The sequence below is a fragment of the Salinarchaeum sp. IM2453 genome, assembly GCF_019693215.1.
Classification (GTDB): domain Archaea; phylum Halobacteriota; class Halobacteria; order Halobacteriales; family Salinarchaeaceae; genus IM2453.
Window position 1 is genome coordinate 945,338 of sequence record NZ_CP081183.1, and the last position, 24,751, is coordinate 970,088.

Annotated in this window: 24 protein-coding genes and 2 pseudogenes; 8 read left to right on the forward strand and 18 right to left on the reverse strand. The window is 48.6% G+C overall.

Features of this window, described 5'->3' with window-relative positions; genetic code table 11:
• The first annotated feature begins 6 nt into the window (after positions 1 to 6).
• Both K0C01_RS04450 and K0C01_RS04455 read left to right on the forward strand, forming a co-directional pair.
• Complete coding sequence (locus K0C01_RS04450) at positions 7 to 894, forward strand: SDR family oxidoreductase (RefSeq protein WP_221170833.1); 888 nt, start codon at positions 7 to 9, stop codon at positions 892 to 894.
• A gap of 24 nt (positions 895 to 918) precedes the next feature.
• Positions 919 to 1,452 carry a VTT domain-containing protein gene (locus K0C01_RS04455; RefSeq protein WP_221170834.1) on the forward strand — a complete coding sequence of 178 codons (534 nt, stop codon included), beginning with the start codon at positions 919 to 921 and terminating at the stop codon, positions 1,450 to 1,452.
• A 264-nt stretch (positions 1,453 to 1,716) separates the two neighbouring features.
• Here K0C01_RS04455 and K0C01_RS04460 read toward each other — a convergent pair.
• From K0C01_RS04460 to K0C01_RS04485, 6 genes and pseudogenes are all read right to left on the reverse strand, one after another.
• Positions 1,717 to 2,962 (reverse strand): annotated as a pseudogene (locus tag K0C01_RS04460) (RNA-guided endonuclease InsQ/TnpB family protein).
• A 197-nt stretch (positions 2,963 to 3,159) separates the two neighbouring features.
• Positions 3,160 to 4,023, reverse strand: coding sequence for a serine O-acetyltransferase EpsC (gene epsC, locus K0C01_RS04465; protein ID WP_221170835.1), 864 nt, complete (start codon positions 4,021 to 4,023; stop codon positions 3,160 to 3,162).
• Positions 4,024 to 4,116: 93 nt separating this feature from the next.
• Positions 4,117 to 4,803: a DUF502 domain-containing protein gene (locus tag K0C01_RS04470; protein ID WP_221170836.1), complete on the reverse strand. Its 687-nt coding sequence runs from the start codon at positions 4,801 to 4,803 to the stop codon at positions 4,117 to 4,119.
• Between the two features lie 52 nt (positions 4,804 to 4,855).
• Positions 4,856 to 5,308, reverse strand: a complete 453-nt coding sequence (locus K0C01_RS04475) for a TIGR00725 family protein (protein WP_221170837.1) — start codon at positions 5,306 to 5,308, stop codon at positions 4,856 to 4,858.
• Between the two features lie 46 nt (positions 5,309 to 5,354).
• Positions 5,355 to 5,855: a KEOPS complex subunit Cgi121 gene (gene cgi121 / locus K0C01_RS04480; RefSeq protein ID WP_221170838.1), complete on the reverse strand. Its 501-nt coding sequence runs from the start codon at positions 5,853 to 5,855 to the stop codon at positions 5,355 to 5,357.
• Positions 5,852 to 8,134 (reverse strand): ATP-dependent DNA helicase, encoded by a 2,283-nt coding sequence (locus K0C01_RS04485; protein WP_221170839.1) that lies wholly within the window; start codon positions 8,132 to 8,134, stop codon positions 5,852 to 5,854. The genes cgi121 and K0C01_RS04485 overlap by 4 nt, the downstream gene beginning before the upstream one ends.
• 204 nt (positions 8,135 to 8,338) lie before the next feature.
• On the opposite strand from K0C01_RS04485, the gene serA reads away from it, so the two are divergent.
• Entirely contained in the window at positions 8,339 to 9,940 is a 1,602-nt protein-coding gene (gene serA, locus K0C01_RS04490) for a phosphoglycerate dehydrogenase (RefSeq protein WP_221170840.1), read from the forward strand.
• Positions 9,941 to 10,025: 85 nt separating this feature from the next.
• Here the strand turns inward: serA and thrC are convergent, their stop codons facing one another.
• Positions 10,026 to 11,285: a threonine synthase gene (gene thrC / locus K0C01_RS04495; protein WP_221170841.1), complete on the reverse strand. Its 1,260-nt coding sequence runs from the start codon at positions 11,283 to 11,285 to the stop codon at positions 10,026 to 10,028.
• Positions 11,286 to 11,418: 133 nt separating this feature from the next.
• On the opposite strand from thrC, the pseudogene K0C01_RS04500 reads away from it, so the two are divergent.
• Positions 11,419 to 12,212: pseudogene (locus tag K0C01_RS04500) on the forward strand (hypothetical protein); the annotation flags it as partial.
• 169 nt (positions 12,213 to 12,381) lie between these two features.
• On the opposite strand, the gene K0C01_RS04505 reads toward K0C01_RS04500, so the two are convergent.
• The 9 genes from K0C01_RS04505 to K0C01_RS04545 form a co-directional block, all read right to left on the reverse strand.
• A complete protein-coding gene (locus K0C01_RS04505) occupies positions 12,382 to 13,995 on the reverse strand; it encodes a bifunctional N(6)-L-threonylcarbamoyladenine synthase/serine/threonine protein kinase (protein ID WP_221170842.1) in 1,614 nt (537 codons plus the stop codon).
• A 3-nt stretch (positions 13,996 to 13,998) separates the two neighbouring features.
• A complete protein-coding gene (locus tag K0C01_RS04510) occupies positions 13,999 to 14,133 on the reverse strand; it encodes a 30S ribosomal protein S27ae (protein WP_221170843.1) in 135 nt (44 codons plus the stop codon).
• A complete protein-coding gene (locus K0C01_RS04515; RefSeq protein WP_221170844.1) occupies positions 14,130 to 14,423 on the reverse strand; it encodes a 30S ribosomal protein S24e in 294 nt (97 codons plus the stop codon). Before K0C01_RS04515 ends, K0C01_RS04510 begins: the two co-directional genes overlap by 4 nt.
• A 291-nt stretch (positions 14,424 to 14,714) precedes the next feature.
• Entirely contained in the window at positions 14,715 to 15,056 is a 342-nt protein-coding gene (locus K0C01_RS04520; RefSeq protein WP_221170845.1) for a hypothetical protein, read from the reverse strand.
• 114 nt (positions 15,057 to 15,170) lie between these two features.
• Positions 15,171 to 15,713, reverse strand: coding sequence for a GTP-dependent dephospho-CoA kinase family protein (locus K0C01_RS04525; protein ID WP_221170846.1), 543 nt, complete (start codon positions 15,711 to 15,713; stop codon positions 15,171 to 15,173).
• Positions 15,714 to 15,727: 14 nt separating this feature from the next.
• Positions 15,728 to 15,925 (reverse strand): transcription elongation factor subunit Spt4, encoded by a 198-nt coding sequence (gene spt4 / locus K0C01_RS04530; RefSeq protein WP_221170847.1) that lies wholly within the window; start codon positions 15,923 to 15,925, stop codon positions 15,728 to 15,730.
• Positions 15,925 to 16,497: a DNA-directed RNA polymerase gene (locus tag K0C01_RS04535; RefSeq protein ID WP_221170848.1), complete on the reverse strand. Its 573-nt coding sequence runs from the start codon at positions 16,495 to 16,497 to the stop codon at positions 15,925 to 15,927. Before K0C01_RS04535 ends, spt4 begins: the two co-directional genes overlap by 1 nt.
• 3 nt (positions 16,498 to 16,500) lie before the next feature.
• On the reverse strand, positions 16,501 to 16,899 hold the full coding sequence (locus K0C01_RS04540) for a PIN domain-containing protein (RefSeq protein ID WP_221170849.1): 399 nt from the start codon (positions 16,897 to 16,899) through the stop codon (positions 16,501 to 16,503).
• Entirely contained in the window at positions 16,896 to 18,128 is a 1,233-nt protein-coding gene (locus K0C01_RS04545; RefSeq protein WP_221170850.1) for a translation initiation factor IF-2 subunit gamma, read from the reverse strand. The genes K0C01_RS04540 and K0C01_RS04545 overlap by 4 nt, the downstream gene beginning before the upstream one ends.
• 150 nt (positions 18,129 to 18,278) lie before the next feature.
• On the opposite strand from K0C01_RS04545, the gene argS reads away from it, so the two are divergent.
• On the forward strand, positions 18,279 to 20,045 hold the full coding sequence (argS, locus tag K0C01_RS04550; protein WP_221170851.1) for an arginine--tRNA ligase: 1,767 nt from the start codon (positions 18,279 to 18,281) through the stop codon (positions 20,043 to 20,045).
• A 114-nt stretch (positions 20,046 to 20,159) separates the two neighbouring features.
• Here the strand turns inward: argS and K0C01_RS04555 are convergent, their stop codons facing one another.
• Positions 20,160 to 21,182 carry a MinD/ParA family ATP-binding protein gene (locus K0C01_RS04555; protein WP_221170852.1) on the reverse strand — a complete coding sequence of 341 codons (1,023 nt, stop codon included), beginning with the start codon at positions 21,180 to 21,182 and terminating at the stop codon, positions 20,160 to 20,162.
• 775 nt (positions 21,183 to 21,957) lie between these two features.
• On the opposite strand from K0C01_RS04555, the gene prf1 reads away from it, so the two are divergent.
• A complete protein-coding gene (gene prf1 / locus K0C01_RS04560; RefSeq protein WP_221170853.1) occupies positions 21,958 to 23,208 on the forward strand; it encodes a peptide chain release factor aRF-1 in 1,251 nt (416 codons plus the stop codon).
• A 42-nt stretch (positions 23,209 to 23,250) separates the two neighbouring features.
• Here prf1 and K0C01_RS04565 read toward each other — a convergent pair whose 3' ends face one another.
• Positions 23,251 to 23,631, reverse strand: a complete 381-nt coding sequence (locus K0C01_RS04565) for a DUF6276 family protein (protein ID WP_221170854.1) — start codon at positions 23,629 to 23,631, stop codon at positions 23,251 to 23,253.
• A gap of 155 nt (positions 23,632 to 23,786) precedes the next feature.
• Here K0C01_RS04565 and K0C01_RS04570 point away from each other — a divergent pair, with 155 nt between their 5' ends.
• Together K0C01_RS04570 and K0C01_RS04575 are read left to right on the forward strand one after the other, a co-directional pair.
• Positions 23,787 to 24,338, forward strand: coding sequence for an AAA family ATPase (locus K0C01_RS04570; RefSeq protein ID WP_221170855.1), 552 nt, complete (start codon positions 23,787 to 23,789; stop codon positions 24,336 to 24,338).
• On the forward strand, positions 24,335 to 24,748 hold the full coding sequence (locus K0C01_RS04575) for an RNA-binding domain-containing protein (RefSeq protein ID WP_221170856.1): 414 nt from the start codon (positions 24,335 to 24,337) through the stop codon (positions 24,746 to 24,748). Before K0C01_RS04570 ends, K0C01_RS04575 begins: the two co-directional genes overlap by 4 nt.
• The last annotated feature ends 3 nt before the right edge of the window (positions 24,749 to 24,751 follow it).

A 24,751-nucleotide genomic window follows, 5' to 3' on the forward strand; every position in this document is an offset into this window, starting at 1 on the left:
ACGATAATGCATGCGACTATTCTCGGGTGTGGATACGTTGGTATTAAATTAGCTGAGCAACTTCAACAGGATGGTCACGAGGTAACGGGGGTTCGTCGATCACAGGCTGGCCTCAGAGTGCTAAAAAAGCACGGGGTAACCCCATTACAAGCAGATATTACAGAAGAACAGTCATTATCATATTTACCTGAATCGGACTGGGTTATTTTTATGCCGACGCCAGATAAGCGAACACCACAGGCAACCAAAGATCTCCATGTAAAAGGGTTGCAGTCAGTGATTGAAACATACGCATCACGGTCAAGCCCTCCAAGACGACTCATCTATGCATCAACTACTGGGGTATACGGTGACCACGACGGGAGATGGGTGAATGAAGACACGCCGGTTGATCCTCCGACAAAGCGATTGGCAATGTACCGGGAAGCCGAGCAACTAATTGAGACCGTAGCACCACAGCGTGGGATAGACGGTACAGTAATACGGTTTGCTGGGCTATATGGTCCTGAACGGTATCGGCTGGGCAGATATCTTGAAGGCCCGGTTGTCGAAGGATATCTAAATATGATTCATAGGAGTGATGCTGCCGGTGTTATCACGAAATTGCTCTGTGATCAACTATTGATGAATGATGTTGCGATTGGTGTTGATACCGAGCCGGTGCACCGTTGGGAGTTTGCTGATTGGCTGGCGGACCTACACGGTAAGGAACGACCAGAAAAGCAATCAGTTGAAGAATATCTTGCTGGCAAGTCATATACAAAAGCAAGAAAACAGCGAATAAAGGCAAGCAAACGCTGTGCGAACAAGGGGCTCAAAGAGATAGGATATAAGTATAGAGTGCCAACATACAGAGAAGGCTATAAGCCAACAGTCGAATCAAACAACAGCTGAGCACTGTCCACTGGATTATAGAGAATGGAAATTGAGTTTATTACCGAACTTGCCGGAGAGACTGTTTTGCAAATCGGACTTCCTGTACTGATTGGACTGTTCTTCTTGGAGGGAATGATTGTCGGGAAACTAACACAACCTCCGGTGCTGTTTGTAGGGGTTGTCGCAATTACAGGCCCGTCGCTGGTATATGTGAGCGCGATAGCGATGTTATGCACATTAGCGTTTGTTGGAGGGCAAATGTTGATATATCGAAGTGTTGATCCTCGAGTTGAAAGTGCGATCAAAATGCAGGATAAGATCCCATACTTTCAGCGGGGTCAGAGATGGATTATTACACGATTTGGCAAACACAGACTGAAGATTGTTGACACAGTATTTAACCGGTACGGAACAATTGGCATAATAATTGGTACATTTATACCAGGAATTCGAGCTGTAATTGCGGTTCCTGCTGCACTGAGTTCATACACGCAACGACGGTTTGTGCTCGCTATATCTGTCGGGCATCTGCTGTACTTCGTCTTGCTCGGGGCAATTGCATACCAGTTGCTGTAGTGTCGGACGATATTTGCGACAGCATCCTCATGGATCTGAAACAACATGCAAAACTCAACAACCTCAGAGCCGGTCCTCTGGACCCATCTCGATTTGGCTGTGAAGATGGCTACTAAAAAGTGAGACTGTAAACTACTCCACCCTACTTCGCTCACCCGCAGGGAGTTCGCTCGTGGAGGGGAGGGATTTGACGTGGACTCCCGTTCTGGCCACAAGAAAGTGGCACGGAGAGGCCCGGCTCCCCGTTCAGGGGGCTTTCGGTGCTTACACGTTCACGCTCATCGTCCCGCCATTCAGCGCAACGTCTACGGGTGTGCCTCCGTCGCCCCCAGTCTGGTTGCGACGGAGTAGCCGCCGACAACACCGCACTGCTATGTTCTTCGCGGCGTTGTAGTCGGCGTGGTTCTCATAGCCACACATCTGGCACTTGAACTGTTCTTGTGTGGGCCGATTGTCCTCGTGGGTGAACCCACAACTGCTGCATCGCTGAGATGTGTAGGAGGCTGGCACCATCTTCGCCTGCGGACCCCGCTTCAACTCCTCAACGTCAATGTTGTAGGCCTTCGCTTTGTACTCAACGTATTCATAAGGGCGGTTGAATCGCCAACGGTGATGCCACGTCGCTCCCTGCGCCCGTTTCCGGATATCGGTTAAATCCTCAAAGGCGATCACTGAACAGTTGTGTTCGACTGCTTCCGCGACAATCTCGTTGGCGACAATATGGAGATACTGCTTGTAGTAGGCTGTCTCCTTCTTGCTGACACGCTGGAGTATGCGGTGGGCCTCCTGTGTGCCTGTTTGTTGGAGATCACCACGGCGTTGCCGGAACTCGCGGTGCCAGTGGTCAAGTTCATCACCCGTCCAGAAGGTGCCGGTTGACGCGATAGCAAGAGTTTCGACGCCGAGGCCGATCCCGAGGACTGTGCTGTGCTCGGGGACAGCGGCGTCCGCTTGCGTGCTGTCGGTGTCTTTTTCAATCCGTTTGAAGCCGATGTGCAGCCAGAACTCGTCTTCGAACGGCTTGTAGTGAAGTGTGCTGGTGCGGAATTCCCACTCGTCACCGTTGAGATACTGTTCGAACGGTGTATCCGTTTCATCCTCTGGAGGAACGTAGTCGGCCTCAATGCGCCCGTCCACGGTCGACAAGGAAACGTGGTCGTCGTGGAAGGTGGCGGCGCGTTTGTCGTACCGAGCGGTGTCAGCGGTAAACTCGGGTTGGCTGGTGTCTTCATTCTTTTCGAGGCGTTCGACGCCAGCTTTGACGGCTTCAACGGCTTGGAAGATGGCTTGCTGGACCGAGGTTTGCTGTCAAGTCGTGGGCTGCTTTCAGGTCGTGGTAGAGCTCGTCTTTGACAGCGTACTTGGCTATTTGCTTGTAGCCGTTGTCGTCCCAGCAGTGGTCGCTGGTCGTGTTGGCGCAGTGTTTATATTGGTCAATGGTTTCGAGAAGTGCGTCTCTGTCGCTGTCGGCCACAACGAGTTTCACTGGCAATGTCCGACGCACTTCCATATGTGTTTCAGCGTTTTCGATTCAGTTAGATTTTTTATCATATATTGGGGAGTTGGCCGAGTGCAGAGAGCGGTGTTGGTGAAGGATGTGACGCGCTTCTCCCCTCCCTACTGCGGTACTTGAGAGACAGGCGTCTCTCTGCGCTGCTCGTTAAGAAAAGAGGCCCCGCGGTATCTTATACTGAATATGCTGAGTTGTTATTGTCTTGGTTTTCTGGCCTGTTCAGGGTGTTCAGAGACAAAGACAGTCGTGTTACTCGGGATGTCATCAGTAACCCATGAGTTGGCTCCAATACTGACGTGATCACCAATCTCAACTGGGCCTAAGATGTTGCTACCAGAGCCAATGACGACATGATCACCGATGTCAGGGTGCCGTTTATATCCTTTCTGTAGAGTGTGTTCATCGTCTTCACGCTCTTTGAAGTGCAATGCTCCCAGTGTCACATTCTGGTATATACGGACCCAATCTCCAATGGTCGCTGTTTCTCCGATTACGACGCCAGTTCCGTGATCAATGAAGAAGTAGTCCCCAATTTTCGCACCAGGGTGGATATCGATACCGCTTTCGGTTTTCGCATACTCAGTTAGTTCCCGAGCGTATTCCTGTGCCTGGTTGTTGTATAGTTCGTGTGCAACACGCTGAACCATAATTGCACGGAAGCCTGGATACGATCGAATTACTTCGAGATAGCTTTTTGCTGCTGGATCGCCACGATATGCAGCCTCAACATCTTTTTTCAATGTCCGGCGGATAGCAGGAAGCTGTTCTACAACAGCATTAACAATCGGTTCTGGGTCAGTGTCTATATATGGATCAATACCGCGATAGCACAGTGAGGCGAACTCCCGAACAGCCTTTTCAACTGCGACTGGATCAGTTGTAAAAGACCCTGAATTCCAGCATCGAGGAAAGAAGAGGTGTTTAAGAAGGGAGACCTCTTCTCTGAGATCTTTCTGAGGTGGAAAGTCAAGTGTTGAATCAGTTGGAAAAGGGTCTTCATCTTCATTATACGACGCTATAAGCTCCTGATGGACCTCACCTGTATATGTATACCCCATGTTTACGCCTTTTCGTATATCAGGACCTCGCGCATGTTAACTCTTTCAACTGACTGCACCAAGCGCCATTCAGCAGAAAGAGAATATAGTCAATCAGTCTTCATCGGATGAATCTGAACTTTCTGGAGCAGAATGGTATAGGCCTTCAACAGGAGGCTCATGAGAAAGTGTCTGTCCAGCTCCAAGAGTAACTATCGCAGTGACAGCTTCCCGGATACTTAATGAGGTACTAATAAGTCGATCTTCAGAAACAAATAGAGTGTGTCCTCCTAGCGTTGGATTTGGTGATAAAGGCACAAATACGGCAACACGGGAGTCAGACAGTGCTGATTGGACATCAGAACGTGCTGATCCGGTGACAAACGCAAGGACGTGTGTTTGATTTCCTAAGTCAACGAGGACAACATCGTCAAACTCATCATCACTTCGATCGACAAATGCTGCCCGAGCTTCACTTAGTCCGCGATAAACTGGGCCGAGAACAGGTATCTTTACTAAATTACGGTCAAGAAAATCCAAGACGGAGCCACCAAGCTGGTTCCGAACAAATATACCCAAGACAATCAATCCAAAGATAGCAAAGGCAATTCCACCAATAACTGCAATGACCTGAGCAGCTACGCCTTCAAATCCAAGAAGCAACGGGAAATATATCAACTGAGAAGAAATGCTAGCGATAATCCCATATATTCGTTGTAAAAGAAGGATGATGATAACCACTGGAAGGGCAACGGCGGCCCCAACGATAAGGTTCCGAATTACTGGTGAACGTGATGGCATACAAAAGAGTCAGTGATTAAGTAAAAAAAGGTAGCGGCGACCGGCTAGATAGTCACATGCTGTTGTTCACTTCGTGCTCTATAGTGTTGACTGCTTCAGATGGAGATTCAACAGGGGTAACTCCTGATACATTGTGTGTATCAAGCCCCGCGACGGGCATGTCAGAATCGAGTGCAAACGCGATTTCTGATAAAGTTCCGTATGCTCCATCAATGGCAATCGCCGCGTCGCCATTAAGTACAACTAGCACGTTACGGGCATTACCAAGGCCGGTTGCGACAGGAATATCAATATAATCATTAGCATTGGAGGGGTCATCGGTTGGTAACACACCGATTGTTTGCCCCCCGGCTTCAGATGCTCCCTTACTCACTGCCTCCATAGCACCGGTTAAACCACCACAAACAACCGTGTGACCGCGATTAGCCAGCGTCTGACCAACTTCATAAGCAACATCATATGTCTGATCATCAATAGTGCTACCTCCGATAACGCTTACTCTCATAGCTACAACTGAGCATCGAAAGGTAATGATTGTTCGGCAAGAGAGACTATTTTTCAACAGTAAGGAGAGCGACTCGTTCAGACACGAGGAACTCTATTGGAAGATTGGTCGCAAGCTCTTGATCGGTGATGTCAAACCATTTCTGAAGATGCTGTTGGCTACCGTATTCTGCACCAGGATTAAGATTTGACACTGTAACGCTGTCCACATTGGAAACCTCATCGCGGGCTTTGTCTTCATCACCACCGTGGAGAATTATCAATGCGGGGGTTCTTCCAGATCCTATACCAATATTGAATGCGTTATTTATCTGCCGTGACGCTGCCAAATACAACATAAGCTCGACATTTGGATCACGGGCGATCATATCATCTTGCTGAACAGCACGCAAAGTATGATCAACAGCAGTTTGGATGTGAGTCTCTCCGGCAATATACCGAGCATCAACAACCTGTAACAGACAGTCGCGTTCAGATCGAATTGTCGAGATCGTATCTATAAACGCGTCGAGATCAGAGATGTCAGTATAACATTCGACCACAATCATGAGAAATCACCTAAGTGTGACTGGTCATCGGATTTTGTAGAGGTCGAGTTATTGTCAGTCGTATCAGATAACTCAGGCGACATAGTATGGTCAGCGGGATTTGCATCGTCAGGTTGTACATCGTCCACCGAAGGATCGTCTCGGTCGGCATTTTCAAGGATTTTTTCAGTCGTCTTCTCCCTGCCGTCAAGGGCACTCAGAATAGTCGCTTTATTTGCTGTTCGAAGGTCTTCTGGTGTTTCAATACCGGCTTGATAGAGCTTTCTTGCCCGTTTCCGACCAATATCGCGAATATTAACCAGCTCAAGGAGTTCATCACGGACGCCGTGTTCCACTCTACGACGAGCGCGGCGAATACTTGTTGTTAAAGAAAGATCAAGCTCTGCGGCAAGTTCTTCAGCTGCACCCAGTAGCCATTCCGTGGTATCAACTTTGGACCGAATATCACCAGGGCCAATGCCATATCGTTCCGTAATATCGTCTTCATCAAGTTCGGAGGCCCAGTCCTCAAGCATTCTTGCAGTCTTTAGGGCAGAAAGCCAGCTCTCAAATGCAGATTCGTCAAATTCGCTTGGAGCAGGTCCCAAAAGTTCTGTCTCGCGCTGGTAATGAATTTCAGTGTATTTCTCTCGATCACCAGATCGAAGATATAATTCATACATATCTGGGGTTCGGGTAACAAGATGATACAGTCCAAGTGCTGAGATCGAGCCAGATCCTGCGGAGCGAAGGCCAGCAATGATCTCAGCTGCACTCATCGGATCTAAGTAAAGCCGAGAGACGGTATGACCGAGACTAGTTGCCGATAACGATTCTTCTGATTGGGTAAGAAAGCCGTTGTCAGTGAGATATCGGAGGACACGCTGAATAATAGATTTGAGATGTTCCTCATCGGCGTACTGACTAGCGTAGAAAGTCTCAGAGAGAAAAGAGAACAGTCCACTGCGGGTTGTAACAAATCCAGAGGCGATAGTAGAAAGCACGTGCGTTCTGAGTGCTGGTTCAGCAGCCAGTTTTGAGTCGACTGGTTCCGGATCAGCGCTAATATATCGGTCAAAGAGCTCATCTAACTCATCATGATTTTTTGCTAATAAAAACGCCTCACCGTATGGGTCGCGTCCGGGTCTACCAGCTCGGCCCATCATTTGATGCACTTCAAGAACAGGAAGAGGCTTCATTCCGCCAATAGATCCATCGTATCGACGCCAGTCACGGATAATAACACGTCGGCTGGGCGTATTGACGCCAGCAGCCAAGGTCGGCGTGGCAGAGACCGTCCTGATAAGCCGATCTCGAAATGCATCTTCGATTAATGATCGATGCTCAGAAGTTAATCCTGCATGGTGAAACGCGGTACCGCGGGCAACACAATCCGCAAGGTCACTGCTCGTCTCAGTATCACTGACACTGCGTATTTCATCAGCCAATTCAGAAAGCTCATTTTGCTCCTCTACAGACAGCTCAGAAGAAACGGTCTCACCGAGCCGATCAGCAGCAGTCTCAGCATTACGACGGGAGTTTACGAAAACTAATGCTGAACCATCATCTTGGAGAGTGTCACGAACGATTGCTGCAGTTGGGTTCTCGTTAGGCTGAACTGAAAGTTTCTCTGTGTCACCAGTATCATAGTGTAGTGCATCGCCATAGTGGACTCCTGAGCGGAGTTCAATAGGACGCCAATCCGTATCAATAAGCGCAGCATCAAGCCATTCAGCAATAGCTTCAGCGTTATCAATGGTCGCTGATAGGGCAACACTCTGGACAGCGGGGTTAAGTCGACGGAGCTTAGCAAGCGTAACCTCAAGTGTTGGTCCGCGTTCTGGGTCATCGATAAGGTGGACCTCATCGGAGACCACGCAGGAGAGATCATCAATCCACGGAGCATCATTACGAATTAAGGAGTCGACTTTTTCGCTTGTCGCTACAATGATATCTTTCTGGGCAAGCCATTCACCCCGATCTTCATAGTTTCCAGTTGCCACTCCAATAGTAATCCCAAGCGATTCAAATTCTTGAAACTCTTCAGCCTTTTCACTCGCAAGGGCACGCAGCGGAACGATATAGAGCGCTTTTCCTCCGCGTTCAATCGCGGATAGCATAGCCAGTTGTGCAATAAATGTCTTACCGCTGGCTGTGGGGACACTTGCAACAAGATTCTCACCAGTAGTGACACCAGCTTCAACTGCTTCAGCCTGTGGCGGGTACAACTCTGTAATACCCTCACGCTCAAAGAGATCAACAGCACCAGCAGGAAGGTTCGACACCGATGCAACGTTCATTAGTAAATGATTGGTTCGTCATTTGGTTGAACCTGTCGAAGGATGTTCAATTTAGGAGGGAATAGTAACTCTTGGTCTACAGACAGAGCAGGCAGAGTGTCTCGGGGTTTTGTCCCGAGGGGGTTGACAGAAGTCAACAGATATAACGCTTATCGAAAATCTGTGAACGAAGACAATTAACCGCAGCACGGATAATTTAGTAATATGAAAGTAGTCATAACGGATCCAATTGCAGACGCCGGAGTCGAAAGATTAAGAGAAGCAGGTCACACTGTCGAGGCAGAATACGAGGCAGAAGGGGAAGAATTGCTGGATGTAGTTGCTGATGCCAATGCATTGATTGTGCGGTCTGGGACAACTGTAGACGCCTCTGTGTTTGAAGCCGCAGATGATCTGGTTGTCGTTGGCAGAGCAGGGATTGGTGTCGACAACATTGATATCGACGCAGCGACCGAACACGGGGTAATTGTCGCTAATGCTCCCGACCCCAACGTGAGAGCAACAGCAGAGCATACTATAGGTATGTTGTTTGCGGCTGCACGTTCTATTCCGCAGGCTCATCAGCGATTGAAGGCTGGTGAATGGGCGAAAGGCGACTATCTGGGGACAGAAATAAACGATAAGACTCTTGGAATTGTGGGGCTCGGACGAGTGGGACAACAAGTAGCTAAAAAATGTGATAGTTTGGGAATGGACCTTGTCGCGTTTGATCCGTATATTCCAGAAGAGCGAGCAGAAAAGTTGGGCGTAGAGCTTGTTGAGGACTTAGATGAGTGTCTCCGTGCTGGAGATTTCATAACAATACATACTCCATTGACACCTGAAACAGAGGGACTAATCGGGGCAGAAGAATTCGAGCTGTTGGATGGGGGGTATGTAGTGAATTGTGCGCGAGGTGGAATTATTGACGAAGACGCATTAGCTGATGCTGTGCTGCAGGGAAATGTTGATGGAGCAGCCCTTGATGTCTATAAGACAGAGCCACTGCCAGAAGATAGCCCGCTACTGGAAGTTGATGAGATTGTTACAACTCCACACTTAGGTGCCAGCACAGAGTCAGCGCAAACAGATGTTGCACTGCTAACTGCAGATCAGGTGATTGCCGCACTTAATCAAGAGCCGGTTACTCATGCATTGAATGCACCATCTGTTGATGAAAGCACGTTTGGTCAAATACAACCATACATTGATATTGCGGAGACAGCCGGGCGTGTCGCCACACAGATGCTTGATGGCCGAATTTCCACAGTTGAAGTGACTTACTCCGGAGAAATTGCAGAAGAAGACATCGAGTTGGTAACAGCGTCCGCACTGAAGGGAATATTTGAGCCGCTACAATGGAAAGTAAATGCAGTAAATGCGGAAAAAGTCGCCAATGACCGAGGAGTAGAAGTTATAGAATCAAAAACACGGCAGGCAGAGGATTTCCAGAGTGTGGTTCGAGTGACGGTCGGCAACGACGATAATGAAGTCCATGTTGATGGGACGTTATTTGCAGACAATGAACCACGCATTGTTCGGATTGATGATTTCCGCGTTGATGCAATTCCATATGGACGAATGCTAGTCGTTGACAACTACGACGAGCCGGGGGCAATTGGACATGTTGGAACGGTACTTGGAGAACACGAGATTAATATTGCTGGGATGTTCAACGGCCGTGAGACAATTGGTGGGGAAGCGATGACTGTGTACAATCTTGATGATCAGGTTCCAGAAGAAGTAATAGATGAACTGGAATCAGATGAGCGAATTATCAAGGTGACACAAATCACACTTCAAGAACGAGACGAGGAAGAAGAGTAAACTACTCTAGGGTCAAGCCCGGGGGAGTCGGCTTGACCGCCTGTACACCACAGATTTCTATTCTAGATTCGGTACAAAACTGATCTCAGTTATTGATATGATTTAGTACACCGTCAGTGTCACCGGGGACAGGCTCAGGGTCACCACCTGCTTTAGCTGCTGCCTCTGGGTCTTTCAGGAGATGGCCTGTTGTGAGGCAGACAACCTCTTCATCGTTAGAGACAACACCACTTGAGCGAAGCTTGCGAAGGCCAGCAATGGATGCAGCACTTGCCGGCTCGACCCCGATGCCCTCACCTGCAAGGTCACGCTGTGCGGCAGTAATCTCTTCGTCAGTGACGGAAACAGCGGTGCCGCCTGTCTCACGAATGCCAGGCAGGGCCTTCGGTGCATTTACTGGATTTCCAATTCGAATCGCAGTTGCTATCGTTTCAACATCGTTCCACCGCTCAATGCCGTCCCAGTTATTTTCGACTGCTTCGACAATTGGTGCTGCGCCCGCAGCTTGGACACCGGTAAGGGCTGGAACATCAGCCGGATCCAGTGCTCCGGGCTGTACCATTTCTCTAAATGCCTTATACAATGCGGAAGTATTGCCAGCATTACCGACTGGTAAGATGATTCGATCGGGGTATGATCCGTGACGCTCGTAATGTTCTTCAAGGATTTCAAGGCCGATTGTTTTCTGGCCCTCTAGACGGAATGGGTTAAGCGAATTGAGTAGATATACTTCGCCACGGGCAGCCAATTCTTGGACGATATCAAGGCAGACATCAAAATTACCATCAACTTCAAGAATGCGAGCTCCATGAAGGCTCGCCTGAGCTACTTTCCCGGCAGCTACTTTCCCAGCAGGAAGTAACACAAGTGTCTCCATATTTCCCCGTGCTCCGTAGGCCGCTAAAGCAGCAGAGGTGTTACCAGTTGAGGCAACAGCCAAGCGGTCCACGCCAAGTCTTTGTGCAACACCTACTCCGACGGTCATGCCTCTGTCTTTGAAAGACCCGGTCCCGTTCATTCCTTCATGTTTAACATGGAGAGACGAGACACTGAGTTCATCCTCTAGATCCGGCACGTGGTAAAGAGGAGTATCCCCTTCTTGGATTGAGACACCTTCTTCAAGTGGAAGCATATCAGTATACCGCCATACACCGCTTCCAGAGAAATCATCGAATGTAGGAAGAGAGTCATAGCGGACTTCGAGCAGTGAATTACAATCAGGACAGGTGTAGAGAATATCGTCAAACGGTGAGTAAGTCTCCTCGCAACCGATACACGAAAGCCAAACACCATTCGTTGCCTCGGGCGGCGATGGCTCAGCAGCTGAATCCAGTTCAAGCGTCATTATACAATGTCATGATATCAAGGGTCAAAAACCAGTAGGTTTCCGGCGAGCTATCACATGAAATACTCACAGCGGTACCGAGGCAAAAGCCCACTCGTTTACGGGCGGAGATGAAACCGACAACTGGGAAGTGCTCCACGGGATGTTCGCCCCCGGCCAGTTCGGGACGTTCCCCGAAGAGCACTCTCAGAGCGGCATCCGACCGTACCTCGGGAGCGGCCTGCCGGACGTCGAATCCTACGACGACCTGTTCCTGATGCGGAACCCGGCCTATCGTTGGCTTCTCGACAGCCGCCCGCGAGACGCGCTGAACACGCACGACAGCCGCGCGCAGAGCGGGTACCCGGCACTTTCCCACGAGACGATCATGGACAAGCCGGAGGGCGCTCGCAAGCAGCAGACCACGAAGTGGTACATCAACACCTACCTGCACGCCGATGACCCCGATACGCTCCCGCTGGGCGAGGACGTGCTTGACGGCCTCCAGTTCGGGGGCAAACGGAACTACGGCTACGGTATCACGCGGCTGAAGGACACGCAGGTTGTCGGCCTCAATGACCGGGACTACTCCCGGCTCGAAGACGGTGAGGCCCTCCTCGTGGAGGTGACAACGCCGTTCGTGCTGGAGTCGGAGTACCCCAAGCCGCCGATCAGGATGTCCCGTGATGGCGGAAGGAGAGTCGACGCGATCTTTGTGAGCGAGCGGAGAAGATCCTCGAGCAACGGGAGGTCTACAAGCTCCAGACCGTCGACCACGGACAGGTCGTGAAGTACGAGGGCGACCGGCCCATCGAGACCGCGAAGAGCGGCATCCTTCGGGTCGACAGTCACTTGAAGTACGGCTTCGGAGAGCTCCGAGTGAAGCCGGCCGAACCCCGGTCAGACCAGTGTAAGAACTCAGAGAAGAACGGCGAAACAACGGAGTGAGAAACCCGAACGATGACAGGCGAATCGACGACTAAACATCACGCGGTTCAGTGAATAGAGAAATCGTATTCACAACAACTGATATAGAACGCACAATGTGCCCGTTCTGATCTGAATAACGAAATCGTATTACTAACAACTCACATCTTTCAGCCGAGAGGAGGGGAAGTCACTGGTACCTACCTCGTCCTTCAATTTCATGAAGGCGATCAATAACGGAGCTCGTATTGAGGGTAACATCTGCAGATTGATATCCAGAGAGAAGCGATTCTCGAAGCGGAACTGGATCGTCAACAGTACCAGTTATTGACTGATCAAAAATATGTAAGTCCATTGCAAAATCTTCAATATGATCAGTGTAATATCCCAGCCCAAAGTCAATAAAGTACACTTGTTCTGAGTCGACTCGGATATTACGGGTGGTAGGATCACCGTGTACAATACCGGTATTATGGAGCACAGCTAACTGCTTGCCGACCGTGTGGATGTTATTTTCAGTAGGCACTGCCTGAAGATCTTCTGTTCCGACGTATAGAAACTCAAGTATCGTTTCATCGAGGTTGATGGCCAGAACTGGCGGTGTAGGAATTCCTGATCGTCTTGCTTCACTGGTAATTCGAGCCTCAGATGCGGTTCGTTCATTGCGAAGCCGCTCATCTAATTCTGGATGTCGGTATGTTTTTTTATTTCGGCGCTTGGTGACTCGGTCATTTTGGTAGGTAACTGTTGCCTCTGCACCTTGGACTGACCCAGATAGGACTGAAGATTGGCTCTGGGCAACCGATTCCTCTGACCGCCAACTGACAGGAACCTCATCCGGGCGGTATGTTGGGATAACCTCTGAGTCATCAATAGAGATCGTATCACCTGCCGCATACATTTTTGCCCCGAGAACGGCAATCATACCGGCATTGTCACGGAGAAACCGTGGTTCGGGGGCATAAAAGGAAGCACCACGTTGTTCACACATCTCCTGTAACATCTCTCGAAGACGATCATTCTGTCCAACACCGCCGCCGAGAACTAACTCATCACTTCCAGTCAGGGAAAGCGCACGTTCTGCGACCTCAGTAAGCATCCCAAAGATCGTTTCCTGAAGTCCGGTACAGACATTTTGTACGGGAACGCCGTCATCGACTGCGTCTTGTGCAGCTGTGACAATGCCTGCAAATGAAAAGTCCATTCCCTTGACGACATATGGAAGATCATAATATTCGCCTTCTTTTGCAGCCTGCTCAACTTTTGGTCCGCCAGGATGAGACCACCCAACGTGACGAGCAAACTTATCAAGACTGTTACCTACGCCAGTATCCATGGTCTCGCCAAGAATACGATATTTACCATTGTGGAATCCAAGTACGTGTGCATTTGCGCCGCTGGCATTAAGACAGATTGGGGAATCAAATCCGGATTGGTGACGGCCAATTTCAAGATGTGCAACCATGTGGTTTACACCGACGAGAGGAACATCAAGCCGAGCTGCAAGCGTGCGTGCTGCTGTTCCAACAATGCGAAGACAAGGTCCAAGCCCAGGACCGCGAGAGAAAGCTATTGCATCAATATCGTATGTCGAATCAGGCGAAGCAGTATCGGCTGCATGGTCCAAAATAGCATCAATGACGGCAGGCAGCGCATCAGCCATGTGGCTGGCTGCTTCTTGAGGGTCAATACCTCCATCAGAAGGGAGGTATGCATCTGACTCTATCTGGACATGGTTCTGGTCGACGTCAAAAAGAGCTGCACTTGCGGCCCAAGCAGTTCCTTCAAGACCAAGAATGCGCATTCCCTACGTCCATTCAGTATATCCGCAGTTTCCACAGTGCTTGCGATCGTCGTGATTAGCAAGGTAGGAATTATCGCAACGTGGGCACGGATCGTTGGTCACATCGCCATCGTCGGTAAAGAGTTCATGCCGCGTCATGCTTCTTCCTCCTGGCCAATTTTGTTACGCTCGAGCATGTGCGTCTGTTCAATTTCTTGGGCATATTTTTGATCCTCATAAACTCGAATTTCACCAACGGTCTTCCTCATTCCAAATTGGGTATTAAGTTTACGAACGACTACTTCGTCAGCGTCTTTATTGAGCATAGCTGCGACACTATCTCGAACGGACAGTCGTTCAGGCGTTGCGTCTTCATGCTGGATTTCGACCCGAAGATCCGTACGATGGAGCATCGGATTTTCATCCTCTTCAAGAATTTCAATTTCCATGGTTCGTTGAACCAAAATTGGCACTGAGCCGACTAAAAGGATTTCGAAGAACGTACCAAAGATGTCGTTCTCTGAGACAGATTACCTAAAGAGATTTTTAGAGGTAGTTATATTACTGAGACAGCGGTTGAACGACCTCTACCTACTCACTGTATTCGACGGTTCTTGAGGACGGGGACATAGCCTGCAAGAGTTAAAACTATAGTTTATTCGATATATTCAGCATAAATATACTTATATTGTCATTAATAAACTTCACTACGTACACCAACAATATGCCGATATATCAAACTATTTGTTTACAAGCCAAAGAGTTCGTGAAAATAGAAATCCACCCGCTAAACCGAAAGATGCACTGGCATATGTTACAAGAGATGGTTGAAGCTCAAAGAGAATCCAGAGTACGGACCCACCTACAACAAAGCCAATGACAGCGCGCATATTCCGGGTGAGAGTAAATGGTCGAATTTCATGAGTGATCCAGAGATCAGCCATAACAGAGACGGCTATTCCAGCGGCAATCCATAGAGGCGCTACAGAGCCCTCAGTGTACAGAAAGCCAGCAAATCCGGCTGTGATTAATCCAAGAACGATAAGATGACTAATGGCAAGTCGATTGATCGATTGGCTCATATAGGTCAGTAACAAGGCTAGATATATTACTGGCCACGATTCCGATCCAGCAAGAAACAGAAGGTAGTTGACTCAGAGGAAATCCTCTGAGGCGTTAGTATGAATTAGTGTACGTTATTTCGCAGCTAGTTTGTCGAGCAACTGAAGGATTTGTTCAGTGTTTCCGTCCATCTTACCAAGCAGTGCACGAAATGTCGCTTTTTGCTTATCGGTCACATCAATTGGGACCATCCCCTTGCCAGGTTGTCCATAGACGACAGTGGCTCCAGTCGGGGCAAGGATAACAGCTGGCACAGCAGCTAAATCTTCTTCACCATCGACAAGGATTGTAGCGGCTGTATCTGAGTTGATTCCATCAGCAAGAGCGGTGATGAGTTCTTCAGTGATTGTGCCGGGCGGGTTTGTGATCTCCAGTTGATTAGGACGCTGAGTAACAAGAGATTCAATGTCTTCAGCGACGGACTCTCGTTCCGTTCGACCATCAATTACAGCGAGATGAGGCCGGAAGTCAGCACGCTCTAAGTGCCATGTGACAATATCACCAACCGCAATCACTGGTGGGGAAAGGTCACTAATTAACGTCGCTGTGTCTGTATAAATTGGTCCAAACGGACCCTTGAATGCTGGGCGAAGATCTGACGGTAAAGAGACAGACACATTGCTTGGCACGGTTATCGAACCTTAAGAGCGTATGGGCCTGGTTCAGTCACTTCCATTTCTTCAGCAATTTTGCTTTTTTCGGGGTGTGCAATCACAACGTATCCTGCCCAATCTTCGGTCAGCGAAGTAGATCCACACGCCGGACAGATTTCTTCATCAGGCTCAACGACACGGTGGCAGTCATGACAGACTAACCGATCCTCTGCCATTATGAATCACCTGCAGTAGCTTCCTGCTTTCGCCGCTCTTCCTCCAACCACTGGTGTTTTCCAAGACCAGGCTGTTTTGCTGTGAGACCAATCTTGGAATCGCGTGGATTTCGTTCGTCGATTGACATAGTGACGATCCGAGCGCGAACAGGATCATTCTGCCCAATAATTCGATCAGATTCACCTGACGAAAGTTGCTGATTTTCAGCATCAAAGGAAAGATACTCATCAGATATTTGGGAGACGTGAAGTAGTCCATCAACTGGCCCAATGCCAACGAATGCACCGAACTCAACAACTTCAACGACATTACCGTCGACAACTTCCTGCATTTCAGGCTTGTATGTAAGCGCATCAAATTCAGCTTCATAGTAAACGCCCGGCCGGTTAGGAAGAACTCGGCCGTCACCGATGTCATGGACTTCGGTCACAGAAACGATGGACCCAAGATCTTCGTCCATTTGACCTTCAAGTTTCTCTTGCAGTAACTCACGAACTAACTCTGGCGTTACATTCGCAAGTTCTTCTGGCGGTACTTCAACCGTATCGCGAACTCGAACCCGTTTATACATATATTATGGCTCCGTGATTGCTAATTTGTTTGTGCCGCGTAAACTAATAATGGGCACACTAGTACTCAGGATACGCTCCTGTAGTGCTTGGTCGTTTGTAACAACATAGTCTGCGGTTCCCTCTTGTGCGAGTTCAACAACTGCATCATCAGCATACGATACTTCCGTGCTGATTGGAACACAGCGATCCGTTGCAAGGTCGTGTCCTACACTTGCTGCGATGCCTTCTTCACCACCTTTATCTGAGAGTCTGCGGAGTTCCTCAATGACTGGTTGGGGTACCAACACCTCGATATCGTCCGTATGGCTCCGTAACACGCGTTCGATCTCATCGAAGAGTCGAACATCGAGTTCGACTGGCATCATCAACGCGTTCGTGTCAACAATAACAGTTGTCGTCATTGGATAAGTGTTCCGATGCCGATAAGCCGCCACCTAGATCCAACCCGTCGGTTAATTGCAATTGTGTCGCCTTCCTGCGCACAAACAGGTCGTTTGAGTCGGACATCACACTCGCCATCACGAGCACTGGTTACAGATCCAACGGTAGTCGCCGTTCCGACGGTAAGCATCAGCGGTTCGCCGGTCGAGATTTCATCGACAGATCCTTCCATCTCACCGACAATTCGGTCAAGGAGATCGACCTTCATTGTGAATTGATCCCACGTAGGGGGGAGTGAACCAGGTGGACCAGCAAGTTGTCCGGCAAGGGCGTCACCTTTAGTCAGAGCAGGATCAAGGCCCGTTCCAACACCGAGGAGTCCTCCTGGTGTCGCTTCTTCAATCATGTCTCCTCCAGCTTGGAGCGACCGAACTGTGGTGGTAATCGGCTTGTACTTAGATTTGCCTCCTTCTTCGACCTCGCGACCAGGATGGATCTCAATTTCATCCCCAGCTTCAAGGGTGCCACTTGACAGGCTTCCGCCAAGAACACCGCCAAGCAAATCATTCCACGTTGCACCGGGTCGGTTAATATCAAAGCTACGCGCTACCTGCATCCGTGCATCAGTGTCTGGGTCACGGTCTGGCGTTGGAATTTCTTCTTCAATCGCTTGCATAAGAAGGTCAATATTAACCTCTTGCTGTGCACTAATTGGAACAATCGGGGCGTCTTCAGCAACGGTACCAGCAACAAACTCTTTGATTTCTTCCGCGTTTTCCATTGCCTGCTGACGATCAACAAGGTCGATCTTGTTCTGTGCAATGACGATGTTCTCAACGCCAATAATATCAAGTGCCATGAGGTGTTCCTCTGTCTGTGGTTGAGGAACTGGTTCATTAGCACTAACAACCAACACAGCACCGTCCATAATTGATGCGCCAGAAAGCATCGTCGCCATCAGAGTTTCATGCCCTGGAGCATCTACAAAGGAAACAGTTCGGACTATTTCACTTTTTGAGCCGTCAGGACACTCTTCATCAACCGTGTAGGCTTCTGGGGTATCAAGATTAGGACATCGACGGAATGTCGAGTCAGCATACCCCAGTCGAATAGAAATCCCACGCTTCATCTCTTCGGAGTGTTGGTCGGTCCACTCGCCACTCAGTGCCTGGACCAGTGTTGTTTTACCGTGATCCACGTGGCCAACAAGACCGATGTTTACCTCCGGATGTCGATGGTGTTCTGCCATAGAGGATATAGTCTTAGTATAATTTCGCTGTGAATGAATGATAAACCTACTGTTCTATAGGCGGAGCAAGTCAAACTGTATACGTCCTCAACATCATAGCGTTCGGACTGTCCCGTTATCCATAAATCAACTGCTACTCTACTCCGTGACATGTTCCTTGCAGCCAAGCAGGAGATTAAAGATGCACTTGAGAGCGCTCTTTCTGATCTAAGCTATACGACAGAAGACCTTGGAATTGAACGTCCACCAGAGGATGTTGATGCAATCATTGCGTCAAGTGTTGCTTACCGACTTGCAGGAAAAGCACAGGCACCGCCACCAAAAGTTGCAGAGGAAATTGCAGGGGAAATTAACACTGCCGAGCTCCAATATATTGATGAGGTAACTGCTACAGGCGCATATGTGAATTTTGAGCCCTCTTCAGAGTATCATATTCGGACTCTGGAAGCTGGTCAAAATGAAAAATATGGAAGACGCCCAGACAAACAGAAGTCAGTTGTCGTTGAGCATACCAGCGCAAATCCGACAGGACCAGTCCATGTTGGCCGAGCACGAAATCCGATCATTGGAGATGCAATTGCCAGACTGCTAGACTACGCCGGATTTGATGTGGAAACACATTATTATGTAAATGATGCTGGACGACAGATTGCGACATTTACCTGGGCATACGAGACATTTGATGAGACAGAGTTACCAGAACCAGAACGAGACAAGCAAGACTATGATTTAGTCCGGTATTATCGAAAAGGGAACACATTTCTCGAAGAAGGGCCAGAAGAAGAAGTCGAAGTCGCAGAAGAAGAGATTGCAGCGATTATGCAAGGTTTAGAGGAAGGTAAGCCGGAAACATACGATCGAGTAAGTGAGGTCGTCGACACTGTTCTTTCGGGAATGCAGGATACACTTAATCGGCTTCCTGCAGAATTTGATGAATTTATCAAGGAGACAAAGTTTATTCGTGATGGATCGACAAAAGAGATAGTCACACAGCTTAAGAAAACAGAATACGCGCAGGAAACTGAAGACGGCGCGTGGGAGCTAAAACTAGACGATTTTGGATTTGAGAAGAATCTCGTTTTCGTACGGTCAGATGGAACATCGTTGTATACAACACGGGATATTGCACACCACAGCTGGAAGTTTGATAACTTTGATCGGGCGGTAACAGTGCTTGGAGAGGATCATAAGCTGCAAGCAAAGCAACTCAGCACTGCATTAGAGTTACTTGGTGAAGATACAGACGCATTAGATTCGATCCATTATTCATGGGTGAATCTCCCAGACGGAACAATGAGCACCCGCGAGGGTAAAGGGATTGATCTCGATGACCTTCTGGATGAAGCGGTTGCAAGAGCTAAAGAAGAAGTCGAGAAGCGACTCGGAGACCGGGTAAGGGAAGAAACATTGACTGAGGAGAAAATTGAGCAAATTGCTCATCAAGTTGGAATCGGAGCAGTTAGATACGATATTGTTGCCAAGCAACCAACAAAGCAGATTACGTTCAAATGGGAGCAGGCACTTGACTTTGAAGCACAGTCAGCACCATATGTACAGTACGCGCACGCACGGTGTTCGGGAATCATCGAGGAAGCAGCGGCTGCAGGGATAGCCAGGCCCTCACCTGAAAAGATCACGACAACAGAACTTGAAACGGATGCAGAAGTTGATCTAGTAGAAACAGTTGCCCGGTTTCCAGCAGTAGTCGAGGATGCAGCAGATGAGTTACAACCTCACGTTGTTGCAACCTACACGAGGACAATTGCAGACAAATTCAACGGATTCTATCGAGAATGTCCAGTGCTTGATGCAGAAGGAAAAACACAACAGCAGCGACTTGCAATCGTCGTCGCAACAAAGCATGCGATCCAGAACGCACTAGATATTTTGGGTATCGACGCACCAAATATAATGTGAAGTACCTCGGAGTACCTTGGGGTCAAGTCGTCCAAGAATCCCCGATTCTTGCGATCACGAAAACCGGAGGTTTTTCGACGACCCCGAGGCACCCTGCCTGCTTTTTTCTGTAGATTATCGAAGAAGTCGGGAGAAAAACCCTCCACCGTCTTCGGATTCTTCTGTATCATCTGAACCCTCATCAGTGGATTGTTCATCAGTTGATGAATTTGTATCAGCATCATCAAGAGCAAGAACAGGACTATCATCTGCAGGACCTTCGTCTGAGGATTCGGAGTCAGAAGAAGACGAATTGATGTCGATATCTTCCATTTCGAGTTGCTCGATATCAATATGCAGTTGCCCGTCTTCTACATCAATGGCATCCATGGTGGTCAGTTCAATTGAATCGAGACCGGCATCAGCAAGGGGATCAGATTGTTCAGATACAAGTTGTTCGTCACCAGTGATCCGTTCAGCCACTTGCATAAAACCAGCGGTCGCATCAGAGTCAGGAAGTTCAAGTACATGAGGTATGCCGGTCTCATGAGAAGCCTGAACGGCTGAGTCTGATGGAATGGTGCCAAGAATCATATGCTCATCCGTGAACGACTCTGGAAGAGTATCACCAGATGTTGTCTGGTTAACGATCAGACCTGCAACTGCTCCGTCGAGACGGTGTATTAGCTCGATTGTCGTGTTAGCATTTTCGAGCGAAGCCTCTTCGGGAGTAGTAACAATAATAGCAGCATCTGAGAGTCGGAGTGGTAAGACTGTCTCGTGACTAATTCCAGCTCCAATATCCAAGAATACATAGTCATATCGGGAGCGAAGATCCGAGATCACCGATTCAAGAAGGGATGTGTCGGTCTCAGTATATGACTCAACATCAGATCGGCTTGGAATGATCGTTACACCACCAGCAGCGTCGTACTCTGCATCAGTGAGATCAGCATCATCAGCTAAAACTTCATGTAGTGTGGGTCCGGAAGGATCAAGCGCAAACCAGCCGTTGAGATTTGCCATGCCCAGATCAAGATCGACGATAGCGACATCGTAGTCGAGTTTAGCGATTGCAACGGCGACATTGGCAGTCGCTGTTGTTTTTCCTACACCACCTTTTCCACTGGCAACTGCGTAAACTGTGTCCCCGCTCATCGCGTTCTATTGAATCTATAACACGGGAATGGTCTTAATTCCTTGCAGAATTAGCTGGGGACAGAAACGAGACGGATTTTAACATTTGGAGGCTGCGTCCCCGTCCTCAAGAAGCGACCGGCGTGAGCGAGTAAAGCGATGATAAGCAGTTCGCGTCTCTGGCCTGTGGGTGCGAGATAAATACAGATTACAATGCGGTGAAGAGCATCGCTGCCGGAGATTGTGATTGACCACCTCCCACCCGTGAACAGGGTGAGATTCCCATGGCACCGCACCGCTGGGTTGGGAGTTTCAGGGTTGCAGTCCAATCGGCATGACCGGACTACTGGCAGGGTTGTTCGAAAATCGGAGATTTTCGTGATGATGAGACTCTTCGATTCTCGAACCACCAAGCAGCGTCTCCGATCCCGGCATGGGATTCAGCGTTACCGTGCTGATCGGAATCCACAACCAGCGGCTTGAAGGGGATGCCTTCAGACGTGGTGTGGCCCGAATCCCGATATTATCCGTTTATTCGGGCGGCAAGGACGCCTCGGTGCAATCGTGGCTATGTCTCGATCACACATAACACTCCGGAATAGCTCAATCTCGTGGAGAGATTCCCAGTTGTCGGCTTCATCCCACGGCTAAAGCCGATGAGCGCTCGCCTCGCTACCGCTGTAAATCCATTGCCTGCAGACGTCTCGTGGTGAATGGGCCAACAGTCAACTGGCCCTCAGGTCAGGGGGGTTGAATGTCAACAGGTACTTACCCCCTGTGAAACTACTAGACAATAATGACTACTCAGGAGGCAGAAGAAGACTCGGGCCGTCGGAAATACGAATTCCGGAAGGTCATCGAGCAGCTACAGGAGTACGAAGGGTCAGGAACACAACTTGTCTCCATTTACGTTCCACCAGATAAACGAATTAATGAAATTGTTCAGCATGTTACTACAGAGCACAGTGAAGCAGCGAATATTAAATCAAAGCAAACTCGGACAAACGTCCAAGATGCGCTGTCTTCAATAAAAGCGCGGTTGCAGTATTATGACGAGCCACCGGAAAATGGAATGGTATTGTTTTCGGGCGCCGTGGACTCGGGGGGCGGACGAACAGACATGGTAACGAAGGTGCTGGAAAACCCACCAGATCCGATTCAATCATTCCGGTATCACTGTGACTCTCATTTCCTGACGGAACCGCTTGAGCATATGCTGGCTGATAAGGGACTGTATGGGCTCGTTGTGCTTGACCGACGAGAAGCAAACGTCGGATGGCTCAAAGGAAAGCGTGTTGAGCCGGTCAAGTCAGCAACATCATTGGTACCTGGCAAACAGCGGAAAGGAGGCCAGTCCGCACAACGATTCGCTCGATTACGCTTGGAGGCTATCGATAACTTCTATCAAGAAGTCGCTGGGATGGCAAACGAGTTGTTCGTTCCCAAGCGTCACGAACTAGATGGTGTCTTAATTGGCGGACCTTCGCCGACCAAAGAAGAATTTGTAGATGGAGACTATCTACACCACGAACTTCAGGAGAAAGTACTTGGAAAATTTGACGTTTCGTACACCGATGAGTCGGGACTGTATGATCTTGTTGATGCAGCAGAGGAGGCACTCGCTGACGCAGAGATCATGGAGGACAAGCGGTTAATGAAGGAGTTTTTCAGCGAGTTACACGGAGGAGAGCTGGCGACATATGGATTCAAACCAACGCGGCAAAACCTGATTATGGGCTCAGTAGACACACTACTAATCAGTGAGGATTTGCGCAAGGATGTAGTTGTATTCGAGTGTGGAGAATGTGGCAATACAGATTACGAACTCATTGATCAGCGTCACGATACACCAGAGCACAACTGTTCAGAGTGTGGGGAGCCAGTCACAGCAACAACTCGGGAAGATGCAATAGACCACTTGATTAATATAGCTGATCAACGTGGAACGGGTACGGAATTTATTTCAACTGACTTCGAGAAAGGAGAGCAACTGTACAATGCGTTTGGTGGAATAGCTGGAATCCTTCGATACTCAACAAACGTGTAAACATTTTTATATTAATTCCCTGAATGTCTGATTGGTTCTTGATTATAAAAATTGCTCAAGATGTCGGATACGGCGATCCAAGTCAATTGCTGGGTTAATATCTGGGTCACGGTTAATACGTGATAAGGTGCTAAAAACGTCGACACCAGCGTGCTCTAACTCGGAAACGAGTTGCTGAATTTCACTCCGATTGCTTGCGATAGAGTCGAGTAAGTAGAACAACAGAACAACCCCTGATCCGGCTTCACCACTAGGATAATGATCAGTTATAACTTGTGGTGAGACAGGATCAGAACCCCCTGAAGCAACACGAAAACAGATAGGACACTGGCGAACGACACCTGCTTGTTCAGGAGTATATTTCCGAAACTGATTGGGTACGGCAACAGGAAGCGCAGTGACATCGTGATCACACGGTTGCATAGTGGTTGTCTGGTTTGGAAGAACATGTTAGTTATGCTACGTCATAGTTCAACGTTCAGGCAGTTCAGGTAAGGTTTGTCCTGAATCATGTTTTTGACAGTGTATGAAAGAACAAATGCGATTATTTAACGGAACGAATAACATAGTATTAGTTAATGACTGTGATTGCCACTGTTGGATTGCCGGGGAGTGGAAAAGGGGAAGCAGCAACTGTTGCTGAAGAATTAGAGATTCCAGTTGTGGTGATGGGCGATATTATTAGAGAGGAGTGCCGTAAGCGTGATTTGGATCCATCGATACATCATGGGGAGGTGGCGAAAAATTTGCGTGAAGAGAATGGTCCAGCTGCGATTGCTGAATTGTCGCTTCCACGAATCAAAACGTATCTGAGAGGAAATGATATCGTACTCGTAGATGGAATTCGAAGTGACGAAGAGCTTGAGGTATTTAGAGACGAATTCGATGACTTTCAGTTAATTAGTATTGAAGCACCATTTGAGACACGGTTAGAACGGCTTGATGATCGAGAACGTGATAGTACCGACACAAAAGAAAAGTCACTTCGTAAGCGAGAGCAGCGTGAATTAGATTTTGGGATGGGAGAGGCGATGGACCAAGCCGACATCCAGATCAAAAACACGGAGTCTCTTGAGGAGTTTCATAGGAAAATCAAATCACTACTGACGGAGGATGTGCAAGCACCATGATTCGGAGCGTTGATATTCAAATAACGGCACCTGTATACGATACCGAGATAACAGACCGGGTAAAGACCGCAGTGACAAATATGTTTCCAGATGCGGATTTAGAAGAAAAAAATAGTGAAATTATTGGGACCGCACACTCGATGGAGCATCTATCAGAAAAGCTTCACGAGCAGCGAATATTGGATACGGCGCGAAAGCAGTTTTTCAACCAGCGCCGAGGAGATACATTTTCCTTCAGCCTAAAAAAGCAGGCAGCGTTTGTTGATAGAGTAAACTTTGCTGTTGGGGAGCCGGATGAGCTTGGAGAAATTTATGTTCGTGTACGCGTTGAAGAGCCAGAAATCGATGAGTATATCGATATGATCGCACCACAAACAGAGGATGGAAATCCGGTTACGGAGGACAATTAGCCA

Coding starts and splice junctions, on each gene's coding strand:
- K0C01_RS04450 (WP_221170833.1), top strand. CDS start 7: ATGCATGCGACTATTCTCGGGTGTGGATACGTTGGTATTAAATTAGCT.
- K0C01_RS04455 (WP_221170834.1), top strand. CDS start 919: ATGGAAATTGAGTTTATTACCGAACTTGCCGGAGAGACTGTTTTGCAA.
- epsC (WP_221170835.1), bottom strand. CDS start 4,023: ATGGGGTATACATATACAGGTGAGGTCCATCAGGAGCTTATAGCGTCG.
- K0C01_RS04470 (WP_221170836.1), bottom strand. CDS start 4,803: ATGCCATCACGTTCACCAGTAATTCGGAACCTTATCGTTGGGGCCGCC.
- K0C01_RS04475 (WP_221170837.1), bottom strand. CDS start 5,308: ATGAGAGTAAGCGTTATCGGAGGTAGCACTATTGATGATCAGACATAT.
- cgi121 (WP_221170838.1), bottom strand. CDS start 5,855: ATGATTGTGGTCGAATGTTATACTGACATCTCTGATCTCGACGCGTTT.
- K0C01_RS04485 (WP_221170839.1), bottom strand. CDS start 8,134: ATGAACGTTGCATCGGTGTCGAACCTTCCTGCTGGTGCTGTTGATCTC.
- serA (WP_221170840.1), top strand. CDS start 8,339: ATGAAAGTAGTCATAACGGATCCAATTGCAGACGCCGGAGTCGAAAGA.
- thrC (WP_221170841.1), bottom strand. CDS start 11,285: ATGACGCTTGAACTGGATTCAGCTGCTGAGCCATCGCCGCCCGAGGCA.
- K0C01_RS04505 (WP_221170842.1), bottom strand. CDS start 13,995: ATGCGCATTCTTGGTCTTGAAGGAACTGCTTGGGCCGCAAGTGCAGCT.
- K0C01_RS04510 (WP_221170843.1), bottom strand. CDS start 14,133: ATGACGCGGCATGAACTCTTTACCGACGATGGCGATGTGACCAACGAT.
- K0C01_RS04515 (WP_221170844.1), bottom strand. CDS start 14,423: ATGGAAATTGAAATTCTTGAAGAGGATGAAAATCCGATGCTCCATCGT.
- K0C01_RS04520 (WP_221170845.1), bottom strand. CDS start 15,056: ATGAGCCAATCGATCAATCGACTTGCCATTAGTCATCTTATCGTTCTT.
- spt4 (WP_221170847.1), bottom strand. CDS start 15,925: ATGGCAGAGGATCGGTTAGTCTGTCATGACTGCCACCGTGTCGTTGAG.
- K0C01_RS04535 (WP_221170848.1), bottom strand. CDS start 16,497: ATGTATAAACGGGTTCGAGTTCGCGATACGGTTGAAGTACCGCCAGAA.
- K0C01_RS04540 (WP_221170849.1), bottom strand. CDS start 16,899: ATGACGACAACTGTTATTGTTGACACGAACGCGTTGATGATGCCAGTC.
- K0C01_RS04545 (WP_221170850.1), bottom strand. CDS start 18,128: ATGGCAGAACACCATCGACATCCGGAGGTAAACATCGGTCTTGTTGGC.
- argS (WP_221170851.1), top strand. CDS start 18,279: ATGTTCCTTGCAGCCAAGCAGGAGATTAAAGATGCACTTGAGAGCGCT.
- K0C01_RS04555 (WP_221170852.1), bottom strand. CDS start 21,182: ATGAGCGGGGACACAGTTTACGCAGTTGCCAGTGGAAAAGGTGGTGTA.
- prf1 (WP_221170853.1), top strand. CDS start 21,958: ATGACTACTCAGGAGGCAGAAGAAGACTCGGGCCGTCGGAAATACGAA.
- K0C01_RS04565 (WP_221170854.1), bottom strand. CDS start 23,631: ATGCAACCGTGTGATCACGATGTCACTGCGCTTCCTGTTGCCGTACCC.
- K0C01_RS04570 (WP_221170855.1), top strand. CDS start 23,787: ATGACTGTGATTGCCACTGTTGGATTGCCGGGGAGTGGAAAAGGGGAA.
- K0C01_RS04575 (WP_221170856.1), top strand. CDS start 24,335: ATGATTCGGAGCGTTGATATTCAAATAACGGCACCTGTATACGATACC.